Origin of the sequence: Streptomyces sp. NPDC052236, from assembly GCF_044548015.1 — a bacterium.
In the GTDB taxonomy this organism is placed as follows: Bacteria; Actinomycetota; Actinomycetes; order Streptomycetales; family Streptomycetaceae; genus Streptomyces.
In genome coordinates, this window is record NZ_JBIUBL010000037.1 from 44,060 (window position 1) to 62,557 (window position 18,498).

The window sequence follows — 18,498 nt, forward strand, 5'->3', positions numbered from 1 at the left end:
GGAGCGATGCAGTGAACAGCAGCGGGCCGAGCGGCAGCGCGAGTGTCGGGCGCTGCGACGTTCTCATCGCCGGCGGCGGCCCCGCCGGGTGCGCGGCCGCGCTTGCCCTCGTCCGGGCCGGGGCGAGAGTCGCCCTCGTTGCCCCAATGGGCACACCCGACTGGCGAGTCGGGGAAAGTCTTGCTCCCGACGCCCGCCCGCTGCTCCAACGATTGGGAATGCTCGACCGTCTCGCCGCCGATAGGCACGCGCCCTGCTACGGCAACCAGGCCGCCTGGGGCCGCGATGCGCTCACCGCGGTGGACTACCGGTTCGGGCCGTACGGCGAGGGCTGGCACCTGGACCGATCCCGGTTCGACGCCGCTTTCCTGGAGGCGGCCCGGGCCGGTGGAGCCTGTTGGCACTCCGGGCACGTCCGCGGCGCCCAGTGGCAGCACGGCCACTGGCAGATCACCACGGGTGGGGGCAGCGTGCTGCAGGCCGGCTATCTCGTTGACGCCACGGGCCGGGCTGCGCGGCTGGCCCGCCGGGCCGGAGCAACGCTGATCCGGTCCGACCGTCTGATCGCGGTCGCCGGGCTGTTGGGTCCGCCGAGGACGAAAAAAGTCGAGTGGGAGCGTACTTCGCTGGTGGAGTCCACTGGCTGGGGCTGGTGGTATAACGCCCCGCTGCCCGGTGGTGGGCGGGTGGTGATGGCCATGACCGACGCCGACCTCCTCGCCGGCTCACACCTGCTCGATCCGGGCGTGTGGTGGGCCCAGGCGCACCGCACCGGTCATGTCCGGGACCGCATCGCCCGTTGGAAGGGCCCACCCCGGCGGCTGCGGGTGCTGGCCGTCGGCTCCAGCTGCGCCAGCCCCGCGGCCGGCCCGGGCTGGGTAGCGGTCGGTGACGCCGCCACCGCGACCGATCCTCTGGCCGCCCGGGGAATCGTCTCTGCCCTGGCCACCGGCCTGGTCGCAGCACGGGCGATCCTGGCCGACCGGGCCGGTGACACCGACGCCCTGGCGGCCTACGCCCGGCGCACTACGGCCATCCATGCCGAGTATCTGCGTGCACACGCCGCGCAGTACCGACGCGAACAACGCTGGGACACCCCGTTCTGGGGCCGCCGGCACCAGGGCGCAGCGGAATGATCACGTCAGCCCGACCACCGCCGGACAGCCGCTTTACACATTTCCCAACGGAGTCCTTCAGGTCCGGGATTTCTCCGTCGTCTTCTCCATCGCCAACGCGGTGCAGGTCAGCTTCAACCGCATCGCCGAAGCCTGCGGGATGAAAGCCGAACGGGTCAGCAAAAAGTCGCCCGAGGCGACGCCGCGGTGACCGGTCCTGGCACGGAAGTCGTCGTGGTCGTTGCTGCGCAGCCGATTGCGCATGTGCGACCGTTCCGTCACTTCCTCCCACAGCGCGAACCGTTCCGGCGCTGCCACGACCCCCGTGCTGAACTCCGTCACCAGCATTCCCAGCCCCCCGTAGCCGGTTCCCCCGCGGCTTCGAACGTGGCATGGGGAGGCGTACGCAGTCCAGCAGCACTTCAGCCACATGCCTTGATGAGCGCTGCGCCCTTCTTCGCTGCCCGAACGAGGGTGGCGCGGTCCACGCGGACGGGATGTGTTGCACTCCGTGGGGAACAGGCTCTTATACGTCGGGAGGCGGCCCTCCAGGGGGCGCATCGTGACGGCGACCGCAACAGGCCGAACAGCAAAAACCCGATACCTACCGCACTGACACCACGACACCGAACAATCGCCAATAAAAACCACAGATCATCGGACGGGGCTTCGACTCAGGCGGATTTGGGTGGCAAGACCGTAAACGCCCGGCCTACGATCCCCCGGTGATGACGCGGACGGACGAACCCATTCAACGTGCGATACGTCGGGCCGACGTCGGCTGGCTGTCCGACCACCTCGACGCCCAGCTCTGCACACCAGCCGTCTTCGCCCGCCTCGTCCGGCACAAGGACCCTCGCCTGCGGTATCTAAGCCTGGTCCTTCTCACCGAGCGAGTCACATCGGGCAGGCCCGCCGACGGGCCCGAGATGGCCGAACTCGCCGGTCTGCTGCCCGAATCCGTGGCGGGGACGCCGGAGGCGGCGCTCGTCCTGGCGGGGCTTTACGAGCGGCTGGGCCCGCACGCCCCAGGGCGGCGCCGGCCGTCGTGGCGTACGGCCGAGCTGCCGGTAGGGGTGCAAATCGCCTGGCTGCGCGCCGATCTTCTCAACGAGCCGGCCGTGATCCGCGAGGAACCACCGAGCGAACTGTTGTACCAGGCCGTGCGGGGAACGCGTATCACGAGCACGCATCGCCCCCACCAGCTCGTGGCCGAACTGGTGGGCAGCGGCGACCCGGTCCTGCAGGCCGAGGCCCTGCGGCTGGCCCGGCAGGGCCTGCACGCCGGACTGCTGGCTCCCGCACTGGTCCGCGGACACCTGACCGGTCTGCTCGACAGCGGCAGCAGCAACGTCGTGACCGCCGCGCTGAGCGAACTCGGCGAGCCCTGGGCGGCACTGACGCCGTTGCCGCCCGGCCTCCTGTCCCCCTTCCTCACCTCCGACGCGGTCAGCACAAGGCCCGAGCCGGCCCGAGCCGCCCTCACCGCTGCGGCCCACCACGGGCACGGTGACGTACTGCGGCAGGCCATCGAGAACACGGACCTGCCGCCAGACCTTCGCCGGCGCGCCATGAGACTCCTCGGCGACCTGGCGCAACGCGAGGACATCGGTGAGTTGACAGCCATCGCCGCACATGACCCGTTGCTGCTCGGCGGGCCACTGGTGACCTGCCTGCGCGGACTCCACCGGCGCGGGCACTTCCCGGACGAACAGGACGCCCCGGCCATCGTCGGCCTGGCGCTGGCCGATCACTCGATTCCTTCCCGCGAGGTCGCGACAGTCCTGTTCACCTGCCGGCAGACGATGTTCCGGGTGCTCGTCGATGTGGCCGCCGACAACCCGAGCTGGCCACGGCGGCTCGCCCTTCTGGTCGCCTTGGCCGGACAGGGCGCGGCGGAGCTGCCGATCGGGGAGGCGATCACACGAGTGCTTCCCCTGGCCCCGGCACCGGGACCGTTCCTCGACGCGATCCGCGAGCTGCGCCACACACAGGCCGAAGACGCCGTGCTCGCCTGTCTGCCGTCGGCGCCCGCGGCGGTGCTGGACACCCTGGAGGCCATCGGCGGGCGTCGGACGGTGGCCGCACTGACCGACGGGCTCGGCCTGACCGTGCGTCAGGGTACCGGCCTCACCGCACCCCATCTCTTCTCGGTACGGAACCGGGCCCTTGAGCTGCTGTGGCATCTGACCGACGATCCGGCGCAGCGGCGCGGCCTCCTCGCCCGTCTTGACCCTACCGATCTGCCGGCCCGTGTCGCGGCCGATCTCGGCGGCCCCGACGCACAGGAACTGGCCCTGCTGAGGGCCCACCTGGACCCTGACGAGCCGGTGGCGGCACTGTGCAGGCTGGCGACCCACGGCGACGCCGGTACCCTGCCGGTCATCGCCGACCTGCTGCTGCGCATTGTGGGCGACCTCGCGGCGTCCGGGGAACCGGGCGGCCCGCGCCCCGGCAACGGGGAGCCGAAGGGCGAACCCGTAGTGCCCCAGGAGGTCCTGGACGCTGTGCGCTCCCAGGGCCGCCGTCTGTACGAGCGGGGCAGAATCCGGCCGTCCTGCCTGCTCGGCACGGCGAACGCGCAGGATGCCGGCCACGCACTCGTTGCGACCATGGCGCTGGATCTGCTGGACCGGCCCGAGCTGTCCGCCGGTGAGCAGGCCATTCTCCTGGAGTTGCTGCTCCGGACCCCCTACGCGCACACCCGCAGCCGGGTGCACCGCCTGCTGCGCCACCGCGACCGGCATGTACGCAAGCACGTGATCGCGCTGCTCGCCCGGGACGCCACGGGCGACGACGCGCAGTCCCTGTCGGCGAGCCTGGTCACGCTGACCGCCGCCCAGGACGTCCAGACCGTGCGGCAGGCGCTGCTGGCCCTCGGCCAGGCGCGGGCCCACTGGGCGTGCGGTGCCGTCGCCGCCTGCCTCGACCACCCGAACATGAACATCAAGAAGACCGCCGCCGGGGTCCTGGTCCGCGCGGGCACACCCGCCGCAGTGCCGAAACTGCTCTTCTGGCTCGGGCACCACGACAATCCGGGGCTGCGCGCCACACTCGTCGAGGCGCTGCGCGCCATCCTCGGCGACGCCTACGCGGCGTCCCTGCTTGCCGCCGCCGAACGCGCCGAGGACGGCCGTGCCCGCGAACTGCTGCTGGAAGGCCTCAGCCAGGTGCTGCCGGCCCGTTCGGTCCTGGCGCTGGACGACCAGGCGTCACCACTCGTACCGGCACTGCTCACCCTGGTGGCGGCCGGCCGGGTCGGCCTGGCTTCCGGGACGCTCGACGACCTGGCGGCACCACTGGCCAGGCACGGCATCACCCCACTCGCGACTCGGGGAACGGCACCGGACGGCGGCGCGGACGCCGAGGCCGGGTCGCTCCTGACCGAGGGCTGGAATCCCCCGGTCGCGCTGCGCATCGCCGAGAGGGACGAGCCACCGCACCCCGACCGGCTGCGGGAACTGCGGCCCATGCTGGCGGACTGGCTCCGCCTGGCGGAGTCCGCACCCGCTGCCCGGAGCCGTGTACTGCGGCTCACGCTCCGGCTGTGTCCCGCACCGTGGACGGCCGGGGAACTGACAGCCTTCGCCCGGTTCACCCGGGTCCTGCTCGACGAGCTCGCCGACGCCTCGGGCGGGAATCGCGACGACCTTCTCACGGTACTCGAAGCGGTCGCCGACGTGCTGCCGCCGGTGGAGAGGCCGGCGGTCGTCGGCGCGGTACGCGCGCTGCCTCCTACGCCGGCGGGAGAGCCGGCGGGAGAGCGGTCCACGCTGACGCTGCTGCGCCGTTGCGGTGCGGTACTGGTCCGCGCCGATCTCGAGCAGGCCCTTGCCGCGGCCCGGCTCGGTGCCGACCCCTGGCGGGCCGAGACCGCGGTACTGCGCGACGCGTTCGCCATCCCCCAACCTCCGGCGCCGGCCGGGGCGGGGGCGGGGGCAGGGGCGGGGGCCGCGTGGCGGACCGCGCTGGATGCCACGGTGCGCACGCCGAGCACCCTGGCGGAGTTCCGCCGCCGCGACGGGGGCGCTGTGGACTCCCGGGACCGCCTGGCCGCGCTGGTCGACGTCTACCCCACCGCACCCCCGGAGGTCCGTGTCGCCCTGCTCGATTGGATGGCGGCGCTCCAGCCCCTCGACGCACCGCCGTGGACCATCACCGAGACCGCCGGCACACCCGCGCCGGCGCCGCGCGTCACGCGGGCCGACGACCTCGACCAGCCGCGTTCGGCCGCGCTGCGAACGCGTCTGCTGGCCATGCTCCAGGCAGCCACCCCCGGCCACCGGAACACCGCGGCCCTGGCCCTGTCGAAGTGGCCCGAGCCCGAGATCCGGCTTTCCGTGCTTCGAGCGTTTCTCCACGACCGCGTCGACATACCCGTCGGCGTCGACCTGTGCCGTGCGCTGCGCGCACTCGGCGGGAGCGAACTCAGGGCCGACGGGATCCGGCGCGACAGGGTGGTTCTCGCGGCCGGGTATCTCGACCCGTGGGATCTGGGGCCGCTGGTTCCGCTGCTGCTGGAGTGGTGGGAGCACGGCCCGCCCGCCCTCCGCTCGGCGATTGAGTCGTCCGCTCTTGCTCGTGTCCCCTCCGACGTACTGGCGGAGGGCCTCGGCGACCGCCTCGACGCCGGCGCCTGGGGCTTCCTCGATCTGATCCTCGGCCGTCCGCTGCCGCGCACGCCCGCACTGGAGCGGACCTGCCGGCGGCTGCGCGCGGAGGGACGCGACGACCTCGCGGACGGGCTGCGGCTCGTCGACGGGCCACTGCGCGGCCCGGACGCCGACCGGGAGGACGCCGCCGCGCTGGCGGCGCTGCGTGACCGCTCCGCAGCCGTGTCGGCAATCGCCGGGCACCGTCCGTCGCGGCAGGAGCTGCTGCACCTGGCACGTACGGGCACTCCGGAGCAGGTACGCCGAGCACTCACGCGTCTGGCCGAGGAGCACCGCGGCCCGACTGCGGGCCAGGACCCCGGCTTGCGCAGCCTGATCGGCGAGTTGCTGAACCATCCTGAGCCCAAGGTGCGGCTGCACGCCCACCGGACTTCGCGGGCGATGCTGGACCGGCAGACCTACCTACGCCACACGTCGACCCTGCTGGACGACCCGCGGCCGGACGTGAAGCGCATGGCGATCCGGACTCTGTGCCACGCGGCCTGGGCACCGGCGGTACCCGCCGTGATCGGAATGCTCGAGCACCCGCGTCCTGCCGTCCGCAGGACGGCGGCCGAGGGGCTGATCAGGATGGGCGCGTCCGCTGTCCCCGCTCTCAGGCGTGCCGCTGTTCATGCGCGTCCCGACAAACGGTCCCTCTACACGGACGTCCTCCGGCAGATCAAGGCCGCCACCGACCGGTAGGCAGCGGCGTCACCGGCGTAACCGGGCACCGGCCGGCAGAAGGCCACCCTTGACGGGCCACAGACCAGCCTCAGGAAGTAAGCACTCGTCGGCTGTCGGACACCACCGCTTCGAAGCGTGCTGCTTTGCGGTCGACTTCGTCTACGTACCGGGTCTGTCAACGTTCGTTTTACAGTCCTGGGCCAGAGCCCAACATCTTCATCAGTCTTCTAAAACGCGTAGTGGTAGTAGCCGAGTGCGTTCTGTCCGCGCTTGCCGAGCAGGTGCGTCTCGGCGAAGGAACCGGTGTACCACTCCTCGAAGATCGCGCGCCCCGTGCCTGTTCCGCCGTCACGGGAATTGACATCTATGGTTCCCATGTAGATCGCGACGTGGTGCGTGTTGCTCTCGCTCGATCCCCAGAAGATGAGATCGCCCGGAACGGCTTTCTCGGCGGTTACCTTGCTGCCCTTCTTGGTCTGGCTGTCGGTGTTTCCCCAGCCGAATACGTCCTTTCCCGTGGCGAGTTCGTAGATCCATCGGACGAGTCCTGGCCCTGTGACCGCCACCCCAGACATAGGGTATGGCGGAAGGGCCAGGGGCGTTGTTCGGGCTGGCGTTGTACAGGTTGGCGTTCGCTTTGCGGACGAGATTCTTGTAGTAGTGATCCTGCTCGAGCGATTGTTCCCGCGATTGCGGCGCGTCGAACAGCCAACGGATGGTGTTGGCTACACGAGGGCCGGCATTCGGGCCAGTGGCACATGCTGCTTCCGATTCGACGGCCGCCGCGATGGCGAAACGCCGATGGGTACCGGCCCGACCAGCGGAAAAGACGGCCGGCTGGTACATCGACTCGTTCGGCGGAACGACACACGTTGTCTGCGTGTCGTGTCCGTAGAGCGCCGCCTTCGTCTCCGGACCGACAATCCCGTCGAGGACCAGGCGCTGACCGTGCGAGTTGAGCAGACTCTGCAGCTCTGTGACACATCCGTCGGCTTCACCGACCTGCATGAATTCCGGGCATTCCGCCGAATAGAGGTTGACCGGCGAGGGCGCCCCTGGCGTGTCGGCGACATCCCGGTACAGGGCCTGCTTGGTTGCCGGACCGACGATGCCGTCAGCCGCCAATCCAGCCCTGGTCTGGAATGACTTGACCGCGGCGAGTGTCTCCGGGCCGAATGCGCGGTCAATGGCGAGGCCGTAGCCGTGCCCGGTCAGCAGGCTCCGCAGGCCGTTGGCTCGGATGTTCAAACGCGCGAGGTGGAGGGTGAGCAGCGCCTGGGCGAGGGAAACCGGCAGGCATCAAGCACTGGCTGGTGGCGGCGCGAGCTCGGCTGCGACTTCGGCGGCGATCTCGATGGCCCGGCTGGCGAGTGGTGAGTGGGTACGTCCGGCCCGCCAGTGCAGGTAGATCTCCCGCGGCGGCAGGGATGGCCGTAGCTCGTGGACGCGGAGCCTGTCGTCGGATGGGACGTCGGCACCGCGGATGGCCAGCCAGGGCAGCACCGCCGATCCCAGGCCGGCTCGCACCATCGACAACACGGTGTCGTTGACGGCGGTGCGGAACACGATCTGTGGACGGGCGCCGCTGCGGGCGACTGCCTGCTCCATCAAGGGCTGGTCGCAGGTCAGCGGCCAGGCCACCATCGGTGCTCCGTCGAGCCGCTCCAGCGGGACCGGACCTTCGGGGAAGGTACCGCGGCCGGCGACCAGCAGGTACGGGTCGTCGAGCAGCTTGAGGTGCTCGACGTCGCCGTCGATGCGGCCGTCGTAGAACAGCAGGTCGAGGTCACCGATCTGCGGCTGCTCCGGCTCCTCCTCGGACAACCTGATGTCGCAGCCGGGGTGCTCGTCTCGCAGCCGGCGTACGACCGACGGCAGGATCACGTTGGACACGCTCTGGAACGTGCCGATGTCGATCCGGCCGTCTCCCGCCTTGAACCGGTCCACGGCATCGGCCAATGCCTCCGCCTTCGCCAGCAGTTCGCGACCGTGGGTGAGGATCACGGAGCCCAGCGGGGTGAGCCGTACCGGCTTGGGACCGCCCGGCCGGTCGAACACCGGACCGCCGACGGTCCTCTCCAACGCGGCGATCTGTTGGCTCACCGTCGACTGGGTGTACCCGAGGCGGGCGGCCGCCCGACCGAACGAGCCCTCCTCAGCGATGGCGGCCATTGCCGCCAGGTGGCGAAGCTCGACGTGGGTCACGAGGTCCAGCGTAGCGAAACCCATTGCCATGAGCGATCAAACTGATCGTAAATCATCGCTTTTCACAATGGAGTCGCGGGCTTTAGTGTGCCAGACATGACTACTCATCAAACCCACGGCGAGCAACTCTCCACAATCAACGGCGCAGAGTTGTGTGTCGAGACCTTCGGAGACCCCGCGACCCCGGCGATCATGCTGGTCGCCGGGTCGGCCGCCTCGATGCTGTGGTGGGACGCCGACCTGTGCGAACAGATCGCCGCCCGCGGCCGGTTCGTGATCCGCTACGACCACCGGGACACCGGCCGCTCGACCAGCTACCCGCCGGGACAGCCTGCGTACTCGTTCACCGACCTGACCCGGGACGTGCTCGGCATCCAGGACGCCTTGGGCATCGAGCGCGCCCACCTGGTCTGTCAATCGATGTTCGGCGGGATCGGGCACATTCTCGGGGTGGACCATCCCGGTCGGGTTGCGTCGCTGACGTTCGTCTCGAGCTCGACCGGGGCCGACGACCTGCCACCACCGTCGAGCGACCTGGCCATGCCGGCCGAGCCGGATCCGCCCGAGGCGGCCGCGGTCGTCGAGTACGTGGTCGCCGGCGCGAGGGCGTACGCCGGTGGCTCGCCGCACTTCGACGAGGCCGCGATCCGAGCGCTGGTCGAACGCGACGTGGCACGCGCCACAAGCTACGCATCGACTCTGGTCAACCACTACGCCATCGAGTTCGATGAGCCGGCCCGAGGCGGCTTCGGCGATATCGCGGCGCCGACGCTCGTGGTCCACGGGGACCACGACCCACTCCTGCCCCTGGCGCACGGCGAGGCGCTGCGCGACGCGATCCCCGGTGCGGAGCTGCTGGTCCTCAAGGGGGCCGGACACGACCTGCCGAGGCCGGTGTGGGACGACTTCGTGTCGGCCCTGGTGCGGCACACGGACGGAGGCCGCGCATGAACCGGCTACGGTCGGCACTCTGGCTGCCGCTCTTCGACGACCTCGCCGACCCGCGGGTGGTTGCGCGCCTGGCCGCCGACGCGGAGGAAGCCGGGTGGGACGGCTGCTTCGTGTGGGATCAGCTGGCCTGGCGGGCTCCGGTCCGACAGGTCGCCGACCCATGGATCGCGCTGGCGGCGATCGCGACCGCGACCGAACGGCTGCGGCTCGGCCCGATGGTGTCGCCCCTTGCCCGTCGACGGCCGGCCAAGGTCGCGCGGGAGACCGCGACACTGGATCAGCTCAGCGACGGCCGCCTCACCCTCGGCGTGGGCCTGGGCAGCGACCGGTTCGCCGGCGAGCTGTCCAAGACCGGCGAGCAGCTCGACGACCGACGGCGCGGACGGATGCTCGACGAGTCCTTGGCGATCCTGGCCGCCGCCTGGTCCGGCGAGCCGGTGCGCCACCGCGGCGAGCACTACACCGTCGACGACCTCACGTTCCTGCCGCGGCCGGTTCAGCGGCCCGGCGTGCCGGTGTGGGCCGCCGGATTCCCGGGCAACGCCAAGCCGGTCCGCCGGGCCGCCCGGCTCGACGGCTTCTTCCCGGCCAATCTCCAGCACCCGGATCAGCTCGCTGAAGTCGTCGGCACCCTCACCGAACTGCGCCATGGCGAGATGGTCTCGTACGACATCGCCGTCAGTCTGCCGCTCGGTGTCCATCCCGAGCCGTACGCCAAGGCCGGCGCGACGTGGTGGCTGCAGGAGTTCGAACCGGGTGTACGGCTCGACACCGTGCGCGGCGTACTCCGCGACGGCCCAGCGGCATAAGGAGGCGATCGCATTGTTCGACTACGACTCGGAGCTGGCGCGCTATCACGAGCGGCTGTGGGAGGCCGTCGACATCCGCCCCGGCGATCGTGTCCTCGACCTCGGCTGCGGCACCGGCCAGACCACCCGGGACGCGGCCCGAGCCGCGTCGCCGGGTACTGCGCTCGGCATCGACGTCTCAGGTCCGATGCTGGCGCGAGCTCGCCAACAGGCCGAGACGGAAGGGCTCCGCAATGTCAACTTCGTGCAGGCCGACGCCCAGACCCATACTTTTCCACCGGAGCATTTCAGTCTGGGCATCAGTCGGTTCGGCACGATGTTCTTCTCCGACCCCATCGCCGCGTTCGCCAACATCGGGCGAGCCCTGCGTCCGGGTGCGCGCTTCGTACAGCTGGTCTGGCAAGCCGCCGACCGCCAGGAGTGGCATGCCGCGATCCGGGCGGCGCTCTCCCCCGGGCACACGTCATCGACGTCGGCCGGAGCGGCCGTCGACCCCTTCACACTGGCCGATCCGGACGTCGTGGTCGGCCACTTGACCGCGGCCGGCTTCACAGCAGTGGACGTCGTCGACGTACACGAGCCCGTCTACTACGGCCCGGACGCCGACCGCGCGAGTGCTGCCGTACTCCAGCTGTGGATGGCGAAGGATTTGGTCACCGACCTGGATCCCGCGTCCGCCAAGCGCGCACTCGATCGGCTTTGCGCGACTCTCGACGCGCACGACACCGGCAACGGCGTATGGTTCGACTCCCGCGCCTGGCTGGTCATCGCGCGTCGGCGATGACCACCTGCGAGGGGCCGCCGCCGGAACGCGCTGCGTGAGTGGTCACAGCCATTGGCCCTGCCTATCGGTCGCTGAACTGGCCATCTCGTTCAACGGTTGGCCGGCGTCCCGTTCGTCCATGGGCGCTACTTGGCACATGGGTGCTCTGTCCGTCACCGCTGAGCGCTCTTCTCGACGCCTGGTGCGAGCATTGCCGGTCTGACGCGGTGTGCCTCAGCGCGAGGTTTCGGCGTCTGGGGGCGGGGCCGATTGGGTTGTGCCTGCGGCGTTGGCGTAGCGCGCGGCGAGTTCGGCGAACGCACCGGTCAGTTGGGGTGGACCGATGACTTGGATGTCGGTGTCGAAGTGGCCGATAGTGGTGGCAAGGCCGGTCCACGACCAGGAACCGAGGGACAGGCGACAGCGGTCGGGGCCGAGTTCTTCAACGATTCCGTCCTGCGCGAAGGGGGCCACAGCCTGCGCGGGGAGGTTGAGGATGACTTCGCCGCGGCAGGGCCAGTCGGTGGTAGAGCCGTCAGTTCCTCGGAATCGACCGGTGACGAACGCGGCTACGTCATCGCCGGGGAGATCGCGTGGGGTGAAGCGCGGGCCGGTCGGGGTGCGGGGGCGTATGCGGTCGACGCGGAAGGTGCGCCAGTCGGCACGGTCGAGGTCCCAGGCGATCAGGTACCAGTGGCCGCGCCAGGTGACGAGGTGGTGGGGCTGTGTCCGGCGGGGTTGCTCGGCGGGGCCGGTGGCGTCGTGCCCGTAGTCGAAGCGCAGTTCCTCACGGGCGTGGATGACGCGGCTCACCTCCATGAGGAGCCGCGTGCCGACCGGGGAGGCGTTGCCGGTCTCGGGTGACTGGACGGCAGTGACCTGCAGCATGTCGATGCGCTGACGCAGATGGGACGGCATGACCTGGCGAATGGTGGACAGGGCCCGTGCGGCGTCTTCGCCGATCGTGGCGCTGGTGGCCGCGGACTGCAGGGCAAGGGCCAGGGCGACGGCTTGGCCGTCGTCGAACAGCAGCGGGGGCAGTTGCGCGCCGGCATCCAGGCGGTAGCCGCCGGATGGCCCCTTGAAAGCGAGGATCGGGTAGCCCAGTTCCCGTAGGCGGTCGATGTCGCGGCGCACCGTGCGCGGGGTGACGTCGAGCCGCTCGGCGAGGTCGTCACCAGACCAGTCGCGATGCGTCTGAAACAGCGAGAGCAGCGCGAGCAGCCGCGAGGACGTCTTCTGCATGCTCACCATTCTGCCCGCATTACAGGACACAACCTGTCCGCTACCCGTGGAATGGTGCGTATCAAGATCCGCCAGAGAGGCCATGGCCCCTGGCCACGAGGTTGCCGCCCGCAAGGCTCCATCGCTGCGGCGGCGCACCTCGCCGAACCGCGAGCAAGGAGAAGGCCATGTCCGTCGCGACCACCACCCACCTGAACTTCCGGGGCGACGCACGGGCGGCGCTGGGCTACTACCAGTCCGTCTTCGGCGGGCGTATCGCCGCCGTCACGTACAAGGACATGGGCAACGCGCAGAACGAGAACGAGGCGGACTGGGTGGTGTGGGGCGAGGTGGCGGGCGACAACGGCTTCCACGTCATGGCCTACGACGTGCCCTCCCAGCTGCCCTGGGACCAGGGCAGCAACCCGTTCTTCGTGTCCGTGCGCGGTGACGACACAGAAGAGGTCAGTGCCCTGTGGCAGAAGCTGACAGAGGGCTCGACGGTGGTGCAGCCCCTGGGATCGTCGCAGTGGGCACCGCTTTACGGCATGCTCACCGACCGCTTCGGCGTGACCTGGGTCCTGGACGTGGTGGCCCCGTACAACGACTGATCCACATCCGACAGGAACAACAATCGGCCCGGGCCGCCGTGCGCCGCGCGGCGGCCCGGCAGAAGCGAACCGGAAAAGGGGACGGGGCACCATGATGTTCGGCAGGAACGGCAATCAGGACCACGACGAGTGCGCGCGCATGATTCACCGCGCTTTGGACGCGGGCATCAACTTCGTGGACACCGCCGACGTGTACGGCTGCAGCGAGACCGAGGAGACCGTCGGCAAGGTCCTCAAGGAGCGGCGCGACGAGGTGGTGCCGGCCACCAAGTTCATTGGACCGATGGGCGAGGGCCCCAACCGCAGCGGCAGCTCACGCCGCTGGATCATGACGGCGGTCGAGGGCTCGCCGCGGCGGCGGCAGACCGGCTACCTCGACCTGTACCAGATCCACCACTCCGATCCGCACACAGACATCGAGGAGACATTCTCCGCCCTCAGCGACCTGGTGCGTGCCGGGAAGGTCCGCGTGATCGGCTCCGCCAACCTGCCGGCCTCACAGATCGTCGAGGCCCGAGCGCCGCTCCGCAGAAGAACGCTCGCATGCGGTGGGTCCCCCACCACCACCTCACCGACAAGGGCAAGCTGGACGCCGTCGAAACGCTCCTGCCCGTCGCCGAGGACGTCGGCATGTCCCTCACCCACCTGGCCATGGCCTTCGCCACCAGCCACCCGGACATCACGTCCGCGATCACCGGACCGCGCATCATGGAGCAGCTGGACGACCTGCTCACCGGCGCCACCTGCACGCTCGACGACGACGTCCTGGACCGGATCGACGCGATCGTCCCGCCCGGCACCGACCTCGGCCCTCTGTACGTCTCCCGCACCCCGCCCTCCCACACCCGACCCGACCTGCGCCGCCGCCCGATCGACGAGCGTGCCGCAGCCTGAGCGTCCATGACCATCATCAGCACGCGCGCTCTCAACCGCGCGACCCTGGCCCGCCAGTACCTGCTCGCGCGCACCACCGCACCGGTCGAGGCGGCGGTGGCACACCTGTGCGGCCTGCAGGCCCAGGAACCGCATGAACCCTTCGCCGGCCTGTGGTCGAGATTGCACGCCTTCGCACCCGACCAGCTCGATCAAGCACTGACGGACCGGAACGTCGTGCGCACCCACCTGATGCGCCGCACCGTCCACCTGGTCACCGGCAACGACGCACTCGCCTGGCGGGCCCGCCTCGACACCATGCTGCGCCAGCGGGTGATGGCCACCTACCGACACGAACTCGCCGGCATCGACCCCGACGAAGTCGCCGCAGCCGGCCGAGCGGTCATGGCCGACCACCAACCCCGCACCATGAAGGACCTCGTCCAGGCACTCCAGGACCGCTGGCCCGGCCCGCCACGCCGCGCCCTGGGCGAACTCCTCGTCGCCGCACTCATCCCGATGGCCCAGCTTCCCCCGCGCGGTCTGTGGCAGACGACGGCCGGCGTGCGGAATCTGCCCCTGGCCACCTGGCTCGGACAAGACCTTGCCCAGCTGCCCGACGACGCCGGCGACCCGGTCGGACAGCAACTGGTGCGCCGCTACCTCGCCGCCTACGGGCCCGCCGCCACCGCGGACATCCGCGCCTGGAGCGGTCTGGCCGGTCTCCCCGCCGCGGTCAAAGCCATCCGGGACGAGCTGATCACCTTCCGCGACGAACACGGCCGAGAACTTCTCGACCTGCCCGACGCACCACGCCCGTCCCCGGACACACCCGCTCCCGTCCGGTTCCTCCCGGCCTTCGACAACGCGATCCTCGGCTACCGCGACCGCAGCCGCATCATCGATGACGCCCACCTCGGCCTGTCCGTCGCAGGCCAACGCGCCGTGCTCGTCGACGGACGCGTCGCCGCCACCTGGACCGTGCAGGACCAGCAACTCCGCATCACGCCTCTGCGGCCCCTTTCCTCCCAGGAACAGGAAGCTGTCGGAGAAGAGGCCCACAACCTGGCCACCTTCCTGGATCAGGGCATCGACTACGCAGAGATCACAGCCACCCCCGCCACCGTCGGCTGAGTGGAACAGCCGTTGGCGCTACGGTCGCACGGGACGCCGGGTCCAGATGCCACAGGTGCATGCCGCTGGAGACGTTCTCGGCGGTGAGGGCGGTGTGGTCCTCGAAGCCGAATGATCACGGCGTACGTCTCGTGTCCGAGGTGGGTCAGTCGCCCCCGCGACTGAGCGCTTCACTTGGCGACTCCCGCCAGGTGAAGCGCGTGGTCACAAGATGGCGCGGGTCCGCGAGTCCGGTGGTGCTCAGGTGCGCGTGTCCGAGGATGGTCTGCACGTCACGCGGCGAAAGCCGCTTGTCGCGGGCCATGCGCACGGCGGCGCTCGGAGCGCACCAGCGGCACCGGGTGTCGTGGCCGGCTGTGTCCACGTACGCGGACAGCGGGTGTGGTCGCCACGGCAACCGGGATGGCAGGGGCTGCCGTCCCGGTTGCCAGCCAGGCACCAGGCGCGGACGCAGGCCGGCGAAGGCCGCCCGGCGGAGTGGTGTCCGGGGAGTGGTGTCCGGGGAGTGGTGTCCGGGGCGTGGGTCCCGGACAGGCGGTGCGCAGCACCTTCGTCGGCCCGAATCCATGAGCCGGAATCCGCGCTCGGACGCGTACAACCTCAAGGGCACACCGCCAGTCCAACAAGCCGAGGACGAGCGCCTGATGGGCCGCCACGGATACGGCCGTCTCCAGCCGGAGACGATCCGCCGAGGTCATGAGCCCGGTGTCAGGGGAGAGGCCGACCATGAGACCGAGACTGACCGTCGGGGCGGCACGTGCCGCCCTGGCCTGGTGCGCCGCGCTGGGGCTGGGCCTTGGCCTGGCCGCCGCGCCGCCCGCTGCCGCCGCCGACCCCGCGCCGGAAGGCTACTTCACGGTCTACGCGCCGCCGAAGCACGAGGTGGCCCGCGCGGGCGCGGTGCCCAACGACGTCCGGTTCAAGGACGTCCAGCTCCAGTTCATCAATGCCCGTCCCCAGGCCGATCTGGTGAAGGACGTCGAGCTGGTGATCGACACCACCGGTGTCAAGGACATCGCGGAGTTCCGCTTCGCGGCGAACTGCGCTGTGGCAGGCGCGATCGTCACCTGCCCCGTCGGTGATGTCGAGATGCGCTGGAACGCCGATGAACCCGTCTCGTACGCCTACAAGGTCCGTGCCAAGGCCGGTGCGGCGAGCGGCGCCACGGGACAGATCACGTACACCGCCCGCTCGTCCAACACCCCGCTCGGGACGGAGAGCGAGCTCAAGACGGCCGTCACGGTCACCGAGGCGGCCGACCTGGTGCTGACGCCGCCCCCGCAGTACCGGATCAAGGTGACCCCGGGCGGGAGCGCCCCGTTGCCGCTGGAGGTGTCCAACGCGGGGAGCCAGACCGTGCCGCGCACCTATCTGCGGATCTGGGGCTTCGAGGGTGACAACCGGGCGGAGCTGCTCGGCAACTACACCAACTGCTGGTACCAGCCCCGCGACCCCAAGAACGCCAAGTCCCCGAAGGTCGGCGCCACGTGTCTGCTGGACACCCCGCTCCGGGCCGACTCGGCGCGCCATGTGCTGTCCCCGCCGCTGAAAGTCAGAATGGGCAAGTACGAGGAATTCAGCAGGCTTGAGTTCATGGTGCTGCCGAACGTCCCCGAGCAGCCCCGCGGCGTGCGCGGCACCTCCGGTGTGCTGAAGCTCGCGCCCAAGCAGCAGCCGAAGGCGGCGCAGGCCGCACCGCCGCCCCGCGAGATCGACGGCGGAGACAACTCGCACATCGTCGCGTTCGTCACGGGCCAGGTGGCCGATCTGGCGGCAGCGGGCGCGACCATGAAGACGCGCGTCGGCGAGCGGTTCACCGCCGTCGTCGGAGTGACCAACAAGGGCCGGGCGACGTATCGCGGCCTCCAGGCAGCCGTGCTGGTCGAGATCCCGCGCGGACTGAAGGTGCTCAAGCTCGACAAGCGGTGCAAGGCGACGGCCAACGCCGCGCGCTGGGAGAGATACACGAATCCCTCGTTCGGGAACGGCCCCGAGGACGACGCTCCCGTCCCCACGGGCGCGATGTACCGGTGCAGGGTCGTCCTGGGAGAGCTATTGCCGGGCAGCAAGCTCGTGCTCGGCTTCACGCTCATGGCGACCCGGACGCTCGACAAAGCGCGGGGAGTGATTTTCTTCGACGAGGGCAGGGCGGATCCCGGGCTGAACAACCTCGGCTTCCTGAAGGTCACCGCCACCGCGGCCGCCTCCGGCACCACCGGAGGCACCACTGGAGGCAGTACGGGGCAGACGTCCGGCGGCTCCGGCACGTCCGGGGGCACGAGCGGCATGAGCACCGGCGGCTCCGGCGGCTCCGGTGACCTCGCGGACACCGGCTCAAGCTTGACCGTTCCCGTCGCGCTCACCTCGATCGGGTCGGTAGGTCTTGGCCTGATCTTCTTCGCCGTCGCGAGGAGGCTGCGGCGCCGCTCTTGACGCCTGACCGGGGTCGCTGACACCTCGTCGGCGACCTGGGGAATCTCGTACAGATTGCCCAGGTCGCCGATGTGCAGAAGATGCCCTCGGGGGCATGACGGCGGTGAGAACCACGAGCCGCCGCACGGTCGTGGGCCTGGACGGCCAAAGGGTCAGTACTCGACTTCGCCGTAACCGCTTAGGTTGAGCGGATGGCTCATCGCATCCGTGTTGCTGCGTGTTCCGTCGTCACCCTCGCCGCCATGTTCGGCGCCGGTACTGGCCCGGCGCGGGCCCAGCCCCGCACCCCGTTGGAGGCACCGGCCCGGCCGGTACTGGCGCCGCTGGTCGGGCTGGCCGCCGAGCGCGTGCTGCTCGCGGATCAGGTCGCTGCGGCCAAGTACGGGACCGACTCGCCGATCGACGATCCCTCCCGGGAAAAGCAGGTGCTGGACGCGATGGCCGAGGAGGCACGCGGCCTGGGTCTGGATCCGGCGGAGGCGACAGCGGTCTTCAAGGACCAGATCGAGGCGAACAAGCTGGTCCAGCGGGAGCTCTTCCTGGCCTGGGACAGCGGCACCGCCCGGCCGCCCGAGCACCGGCCGACGCTCGCCGAGATCCGGCCGTTGATCGACAGCGTCAACCACCGGCTGCTCGCGGAGCTGTCCGCCACCGATGCCGTGCGCGACGAAGCCCGCTGCGTGGTCCGGCTCGTCACGGCCGAACGGACGGTGACAGGGCGGCTGCGGTTGAGCCCCCTGCACAAGACCGGGCTGCTGAGGGCGCTGCCTTCGGTGTGCCGGGCAGGCTGAACCGGGCGCCCGCGCGGTGTCGGCCTGCCCACCGGTCCCGCAACTCAGGAGTATGTGGGTCTCACACTGTTGATGCGCTGTGCCCCACGTCGCCGATCCAGTCCGCGGTCCTGCTGTGGTGCATCGGCCGGCAGTGCGAGGGGTGGGTGCGGGTCACGCACAAGAAGGTCGCCGACAAGCTGAACGTGGAGCGGTCGAACGTCACCCCGGGCCGTCGGCCGCCTGGAACTTGCCCCAGGACGTCTTCCCG

At 70.3% G+C, this 18,498-nt stretch carries 14 protein-coding genes and 3 pseudogenes; 11 read left to right on the plus strand and 6 right to left on the minus strand.

Annotated features, from left to right (window positions below; genetic code table 11):
- The first annotated feature begins 11 nt into the window (after nucleotides 1–11).
- Nucleotides 12–1,136 (plus strand): NAD(P)/FAD-dependent oxidoreductase, encoded by a 1,125-nt coding sequence (locus ACIHCQ_RS39485; RefSeq protein ID WP_399673584.1) that lies wholly within the window; start codon nucleotides 12–14, stop codon nucleotides 1,134–1,136.
- Between the two features lie 57 nt (nucleotides 1,137–1,193).
- Here the strand turns inward: ACIHCQ_RS39485 and ACIHCQ_RS39490 are convergent, their stop codons facing one another.
- Nucleotides 1,194–1,457: a hypothetical protein gene (locus ACIHCQ_RS39490; RefSeq protein ID WP_399673586.1), complete on the minus strand. Its 264-nt coding sequence runs from the start codon at nucleotides 1,455–1,457 to the stop codon at nucleotides 1,194–1,196.
- 386 nt (nucleotides 1,458–1,843) lie between these two features.
- Here ACIHCQ_RS39490 and ACIHCQ_RS39495 point away from each other — a divergent pair, with 386 nt between their 5' ends.
- Entirely contained in the window at nucleotides 1,844–6,472 is a 4,629-nt protein-coding gene (locus ACIHCQ_RS39495) for a HEAT repeat domain-containing protein (protein WP_399673628.1), read from the plus strand.
- A gap of 209 nt (nucleotides 6,473–6,681) precedes the next feature.
- Here ACIHCQ_RS39495 and ACIHCQ_RS39500 read toward each other — a convergent pair whose 3' ends face one another.
- The 4 genes and pseudogenes from ACIHCQ_RS39500 to ACIHCQ_RS39515 form a co-directional block, all read right to left on the minus strand.
- A complete protein-coding gene (locus tag ACIHCQ_RS39500; protein ID WP_399673636.1) occupies nucleotides 6,682–6,831 on the minus strand; it encodes a hypothetical protein in 150 nt (49 codons plus the stop codon).
- Nucleotides 6,832–6,882: 51 nt separating this feature from the next.
- Nucleotides 6,883–7,029 (minus strand): annotated as a pseudogene (locus ACIHCQ_RS39505) (hypothetical protein); the annotation flags it as partial.
- A gap of 517 nt (nucleotides 7,030–7,546) precedes the next feature.
- Nucleotides 7,547–7,702 (minus strand): annotated as a pseudogene (locus ACIHCQ_RS39510) (peptidoglycan-binding protein); the annotation flags it as partial.
- A 51-nt stretch (nucleotides 7,703–7,753) separates the two neighbouring features.
- Complete coding sequence (locus tag ACIHCQ_RS39515) at nucleotides 7,754–8,683, minus strand: LysR family transcriptional regulator (RefSeq protein WP_399673630.1); 930 nt, start codon at nucleotides 8,681–8,683, stop codon at nucleotides 7,754–7,756.
- Between the two features lie 72 nt (nucleotides 8,684–8,755).
- Here ACIHCQ_RS39515 and ACIHCQ_RS39520 point away from each other — a divergent pair, with 72 nt between their 5' ends.
- From ACIHCQ_RS39520 to ACIHCQ_RS39530, 3 genes are read left to right on the plus strand one after another with little or no spacing between them, the layout of a single operon-like run.
- Nucleotides 8,756–9,610 (plus strand): alpha/beta fold hydrolase, encoded by an 855-nt coding sequence (locus tag ACIHCQ_RS39520; protein ID WP_399673588.1) that lies wholly within the window; start codon nucleotides 8,756–8,758, stop codon nucleotides 9,608–9,610.
- Nucleotides 9,607–10,419: an LLM class flavin-dependent oxidoreductase gene (locus tag ACIHCQ_RS39525; protein WP_399673590.1), complete on the plus strand. Its 813-nt coding sequence runs from the start codon at nucleotides 9,607–9,609 to the stop codon at nucleotides 10,417–10,419. Before ACIHCQ_RS39520 ends, ACIHCQ_RS39525 begins: the two co-directional genes overlap by 4 nt.
- Nucleotides 10,420–10,432: 13 nt before the next feature.
- Nucleotides 10,433–11,203 (plus strand): class I SAM-dependent methyltransferase, encoded by a 771-nt coding sequence (locus tag ACIHCQ_RS39530; protein WP_399673592.1) that lies wholly within the window; start codon nucleotides 10,433–10,435, stop codon nucleotides 11,201–11,203.
- 213 nt (nucleotides 11,204–11,416) lie between these two features.
- Here ACIHCQ_RS39530 and ACIHCQ_RS39535 read toward each other — a convergent pair whose 3' ends face one another.
- Nucleotides 11,417–12,427 carry a helix-turn-helix transcriptional regulator gene (locus tag ACIHCQ_RS39535; RefSeq protein ID WP_399673594.1) on the minus strand — a complete coding sequence of 337 codons (1,011 nt, stop codon included), beginning with the start codon at nucleotides 12,425–12,427 and terminating at the stop codon, nucleotides 11,417–11,419.
- A gap of 167 nt (nucleotides 12,428–12,594) precedes the next feature.
- Between ACIHCQ_RS39535 and ACIHCQ_RS39540 the strand changes: the two genes are divergently transcribed.
- From ACIHCQ_RS39540 to ACIHCQ_RS39565, 6 genes and pseudogenes are all read left to right on the plus strand, one after another.
- The gene (locus tag ACIHCQ_RS39540; protein WP_399673596.1) at nucleotides 12,595–13,017 is read left to right on the plus strand and encodes a VOC family protein; all 423 of its coding nucleotides are present in this window, start codon (nucleotides 12,595–12,597) and stop codon (nucleotides 13,015–13,017) included.
- A 139-nt stretch (nucleotides 13,018–13,156) separates the two neighbouring features.
- Nucleotides 13,157–13,471: pseudogene (locus tag ACIHCQ_RS39545) on the plus strand (aldo/keto reductase); the annotation flags it as partial.
- Nucleotides 13,472–13,560: 89 nt separating this feature from the next.
- Nucleotides 13,561–13,911, plus strand: coding sequence for an aldo/keto reductase (locus ACIHCQ_RS39550; RefSeq protein ID WP_399673598.1), 351 nt, complete (start codon nucleotides 13,561–13,563; stop codon nucleotides 13,909–13,911).
- Nucleotides 13,912–13,917: 6 nt separating this feature from the next.
- Nucleotides 13,918–15,024 carry a winged helix DNA-binding domain-containing protein gene (locus ACIHCQ_RS39555; protein WP_399673600.1) on the plus strand — a complete coding sequence of 369 codons (1,107 nt, stop codon included), beginning with the start codon at nucleotides 13,918–13,920 and terminating at the stop codon, nucleotides 15,022–15,024.
- 726 nt (nucleotides 15,025–15,750) lie between these two features.
- Nucleotides 15,751–17,457 carry a hypothetical protein gene (locus tag ACIHCQ_RS39560; RefSeq protein WP_399673602.1) on the plus strand — a complete coding sequence of 569 codons (1,707 nt, stop codon included), beginning with the start codon at nucleotides 15,751–15,753 and terminating at the stop codon, nucleotides 17,455–17,457.
- Nucleotides 17,458–17,648: 191 nt separating this feature from the next.
- Entirely contained in the window at nucleotides 17,649–18,248 is a 600-nt protein-coding gene (locus ACIHCQ_RS39565) for a chorismate mutase (protein WP_399673604.1), read from the plus strand.
- The last annotated feature ends 250 nt before the right edge of the window (nucleotides 18,249–18,498 follow it).

Bases quoted from the DNA above. Each gene is read 5' to 3' on its own strand.
- ACIHCQ_RS39495 (WP_399673628.1), top strand. From the start codon at position 1,844: ATGACGCGGACGGACGAACCCATTCAACGTGCGATACGTCGGGCCGAC.
- ACIHCQ_RS39560 (WP_399673602.1), top strand. From the start codon at position 15,751: ATGAGACCGAGACTGACCGTCGGGGCGGCACGTGCCGCCCTGGCCTGG.
- ACIHCQ_RS39515 (WP_399673630.1), bottom strand. From the start codon at position 8,683: ATGGGTTTCGCTACGCTGGACCTCGTGACCCACGTCGAGCTTCGCCAC.
- ACIHCQ_RS39555 (WP_399673600.1), top strand. From the start codon at position 13,918: ATGACCATCATCAGCACGCGCGCTCTCAACCGCGCGACCCTGGCCCGC.
- ACIHCQ_RS39550 (WP_399673598.1), top strand. From the start codon at position 13,561: ATGCGGTGGGTCCCCCACCACCACCTCACCGACAAGGGCAAGCTGGAC.
- ACIHCQ_RS39520 (WP_399673588.1), top strand. From the start codon at position 8,756: ATGACTACTCATCAAACCCACGGCGAGCAACTCTCCACAATCAACGGC.
- ACIHCQ_RS39525 (WP_399673590.1), top strand. From the start codon at position 9,607: ATGAACCGGCTACGGTCGGCACTCTGGCTGCCGCTCTTCGACGACCTC.
- ACIHCQ_RS39535 (WP_399673594.1), bottom strand. From the start codon at position 12,427: ATGCAGAAGACGTCCTCGCGGCTGCTCGCGCTGCTCTCGCTGTTTCAG.
- ACIHCQ_RS39565 (WP_399673604.1), top strand. From the start codon at position 17,649: ATGGCTCATCGCATCCGTGTTGCTGCGTGTTCCGTCGTCACCCTCGCC.
- ACIHCQ_RS39500 (WP_399673636.1), bottom strand. From the start codon at position 6,831: ATGGGAACCATAGATGTCAATTCCCGTGACGGCGGAACAGGCACGGGG.
- ACIHCQ_RS39540 (WP_399673596.1), top strand. From the start codon at position 12,595: ATGTCCGTCGCGACCACCACCCACCTGAACTTCCGGGGCGACGCACGG.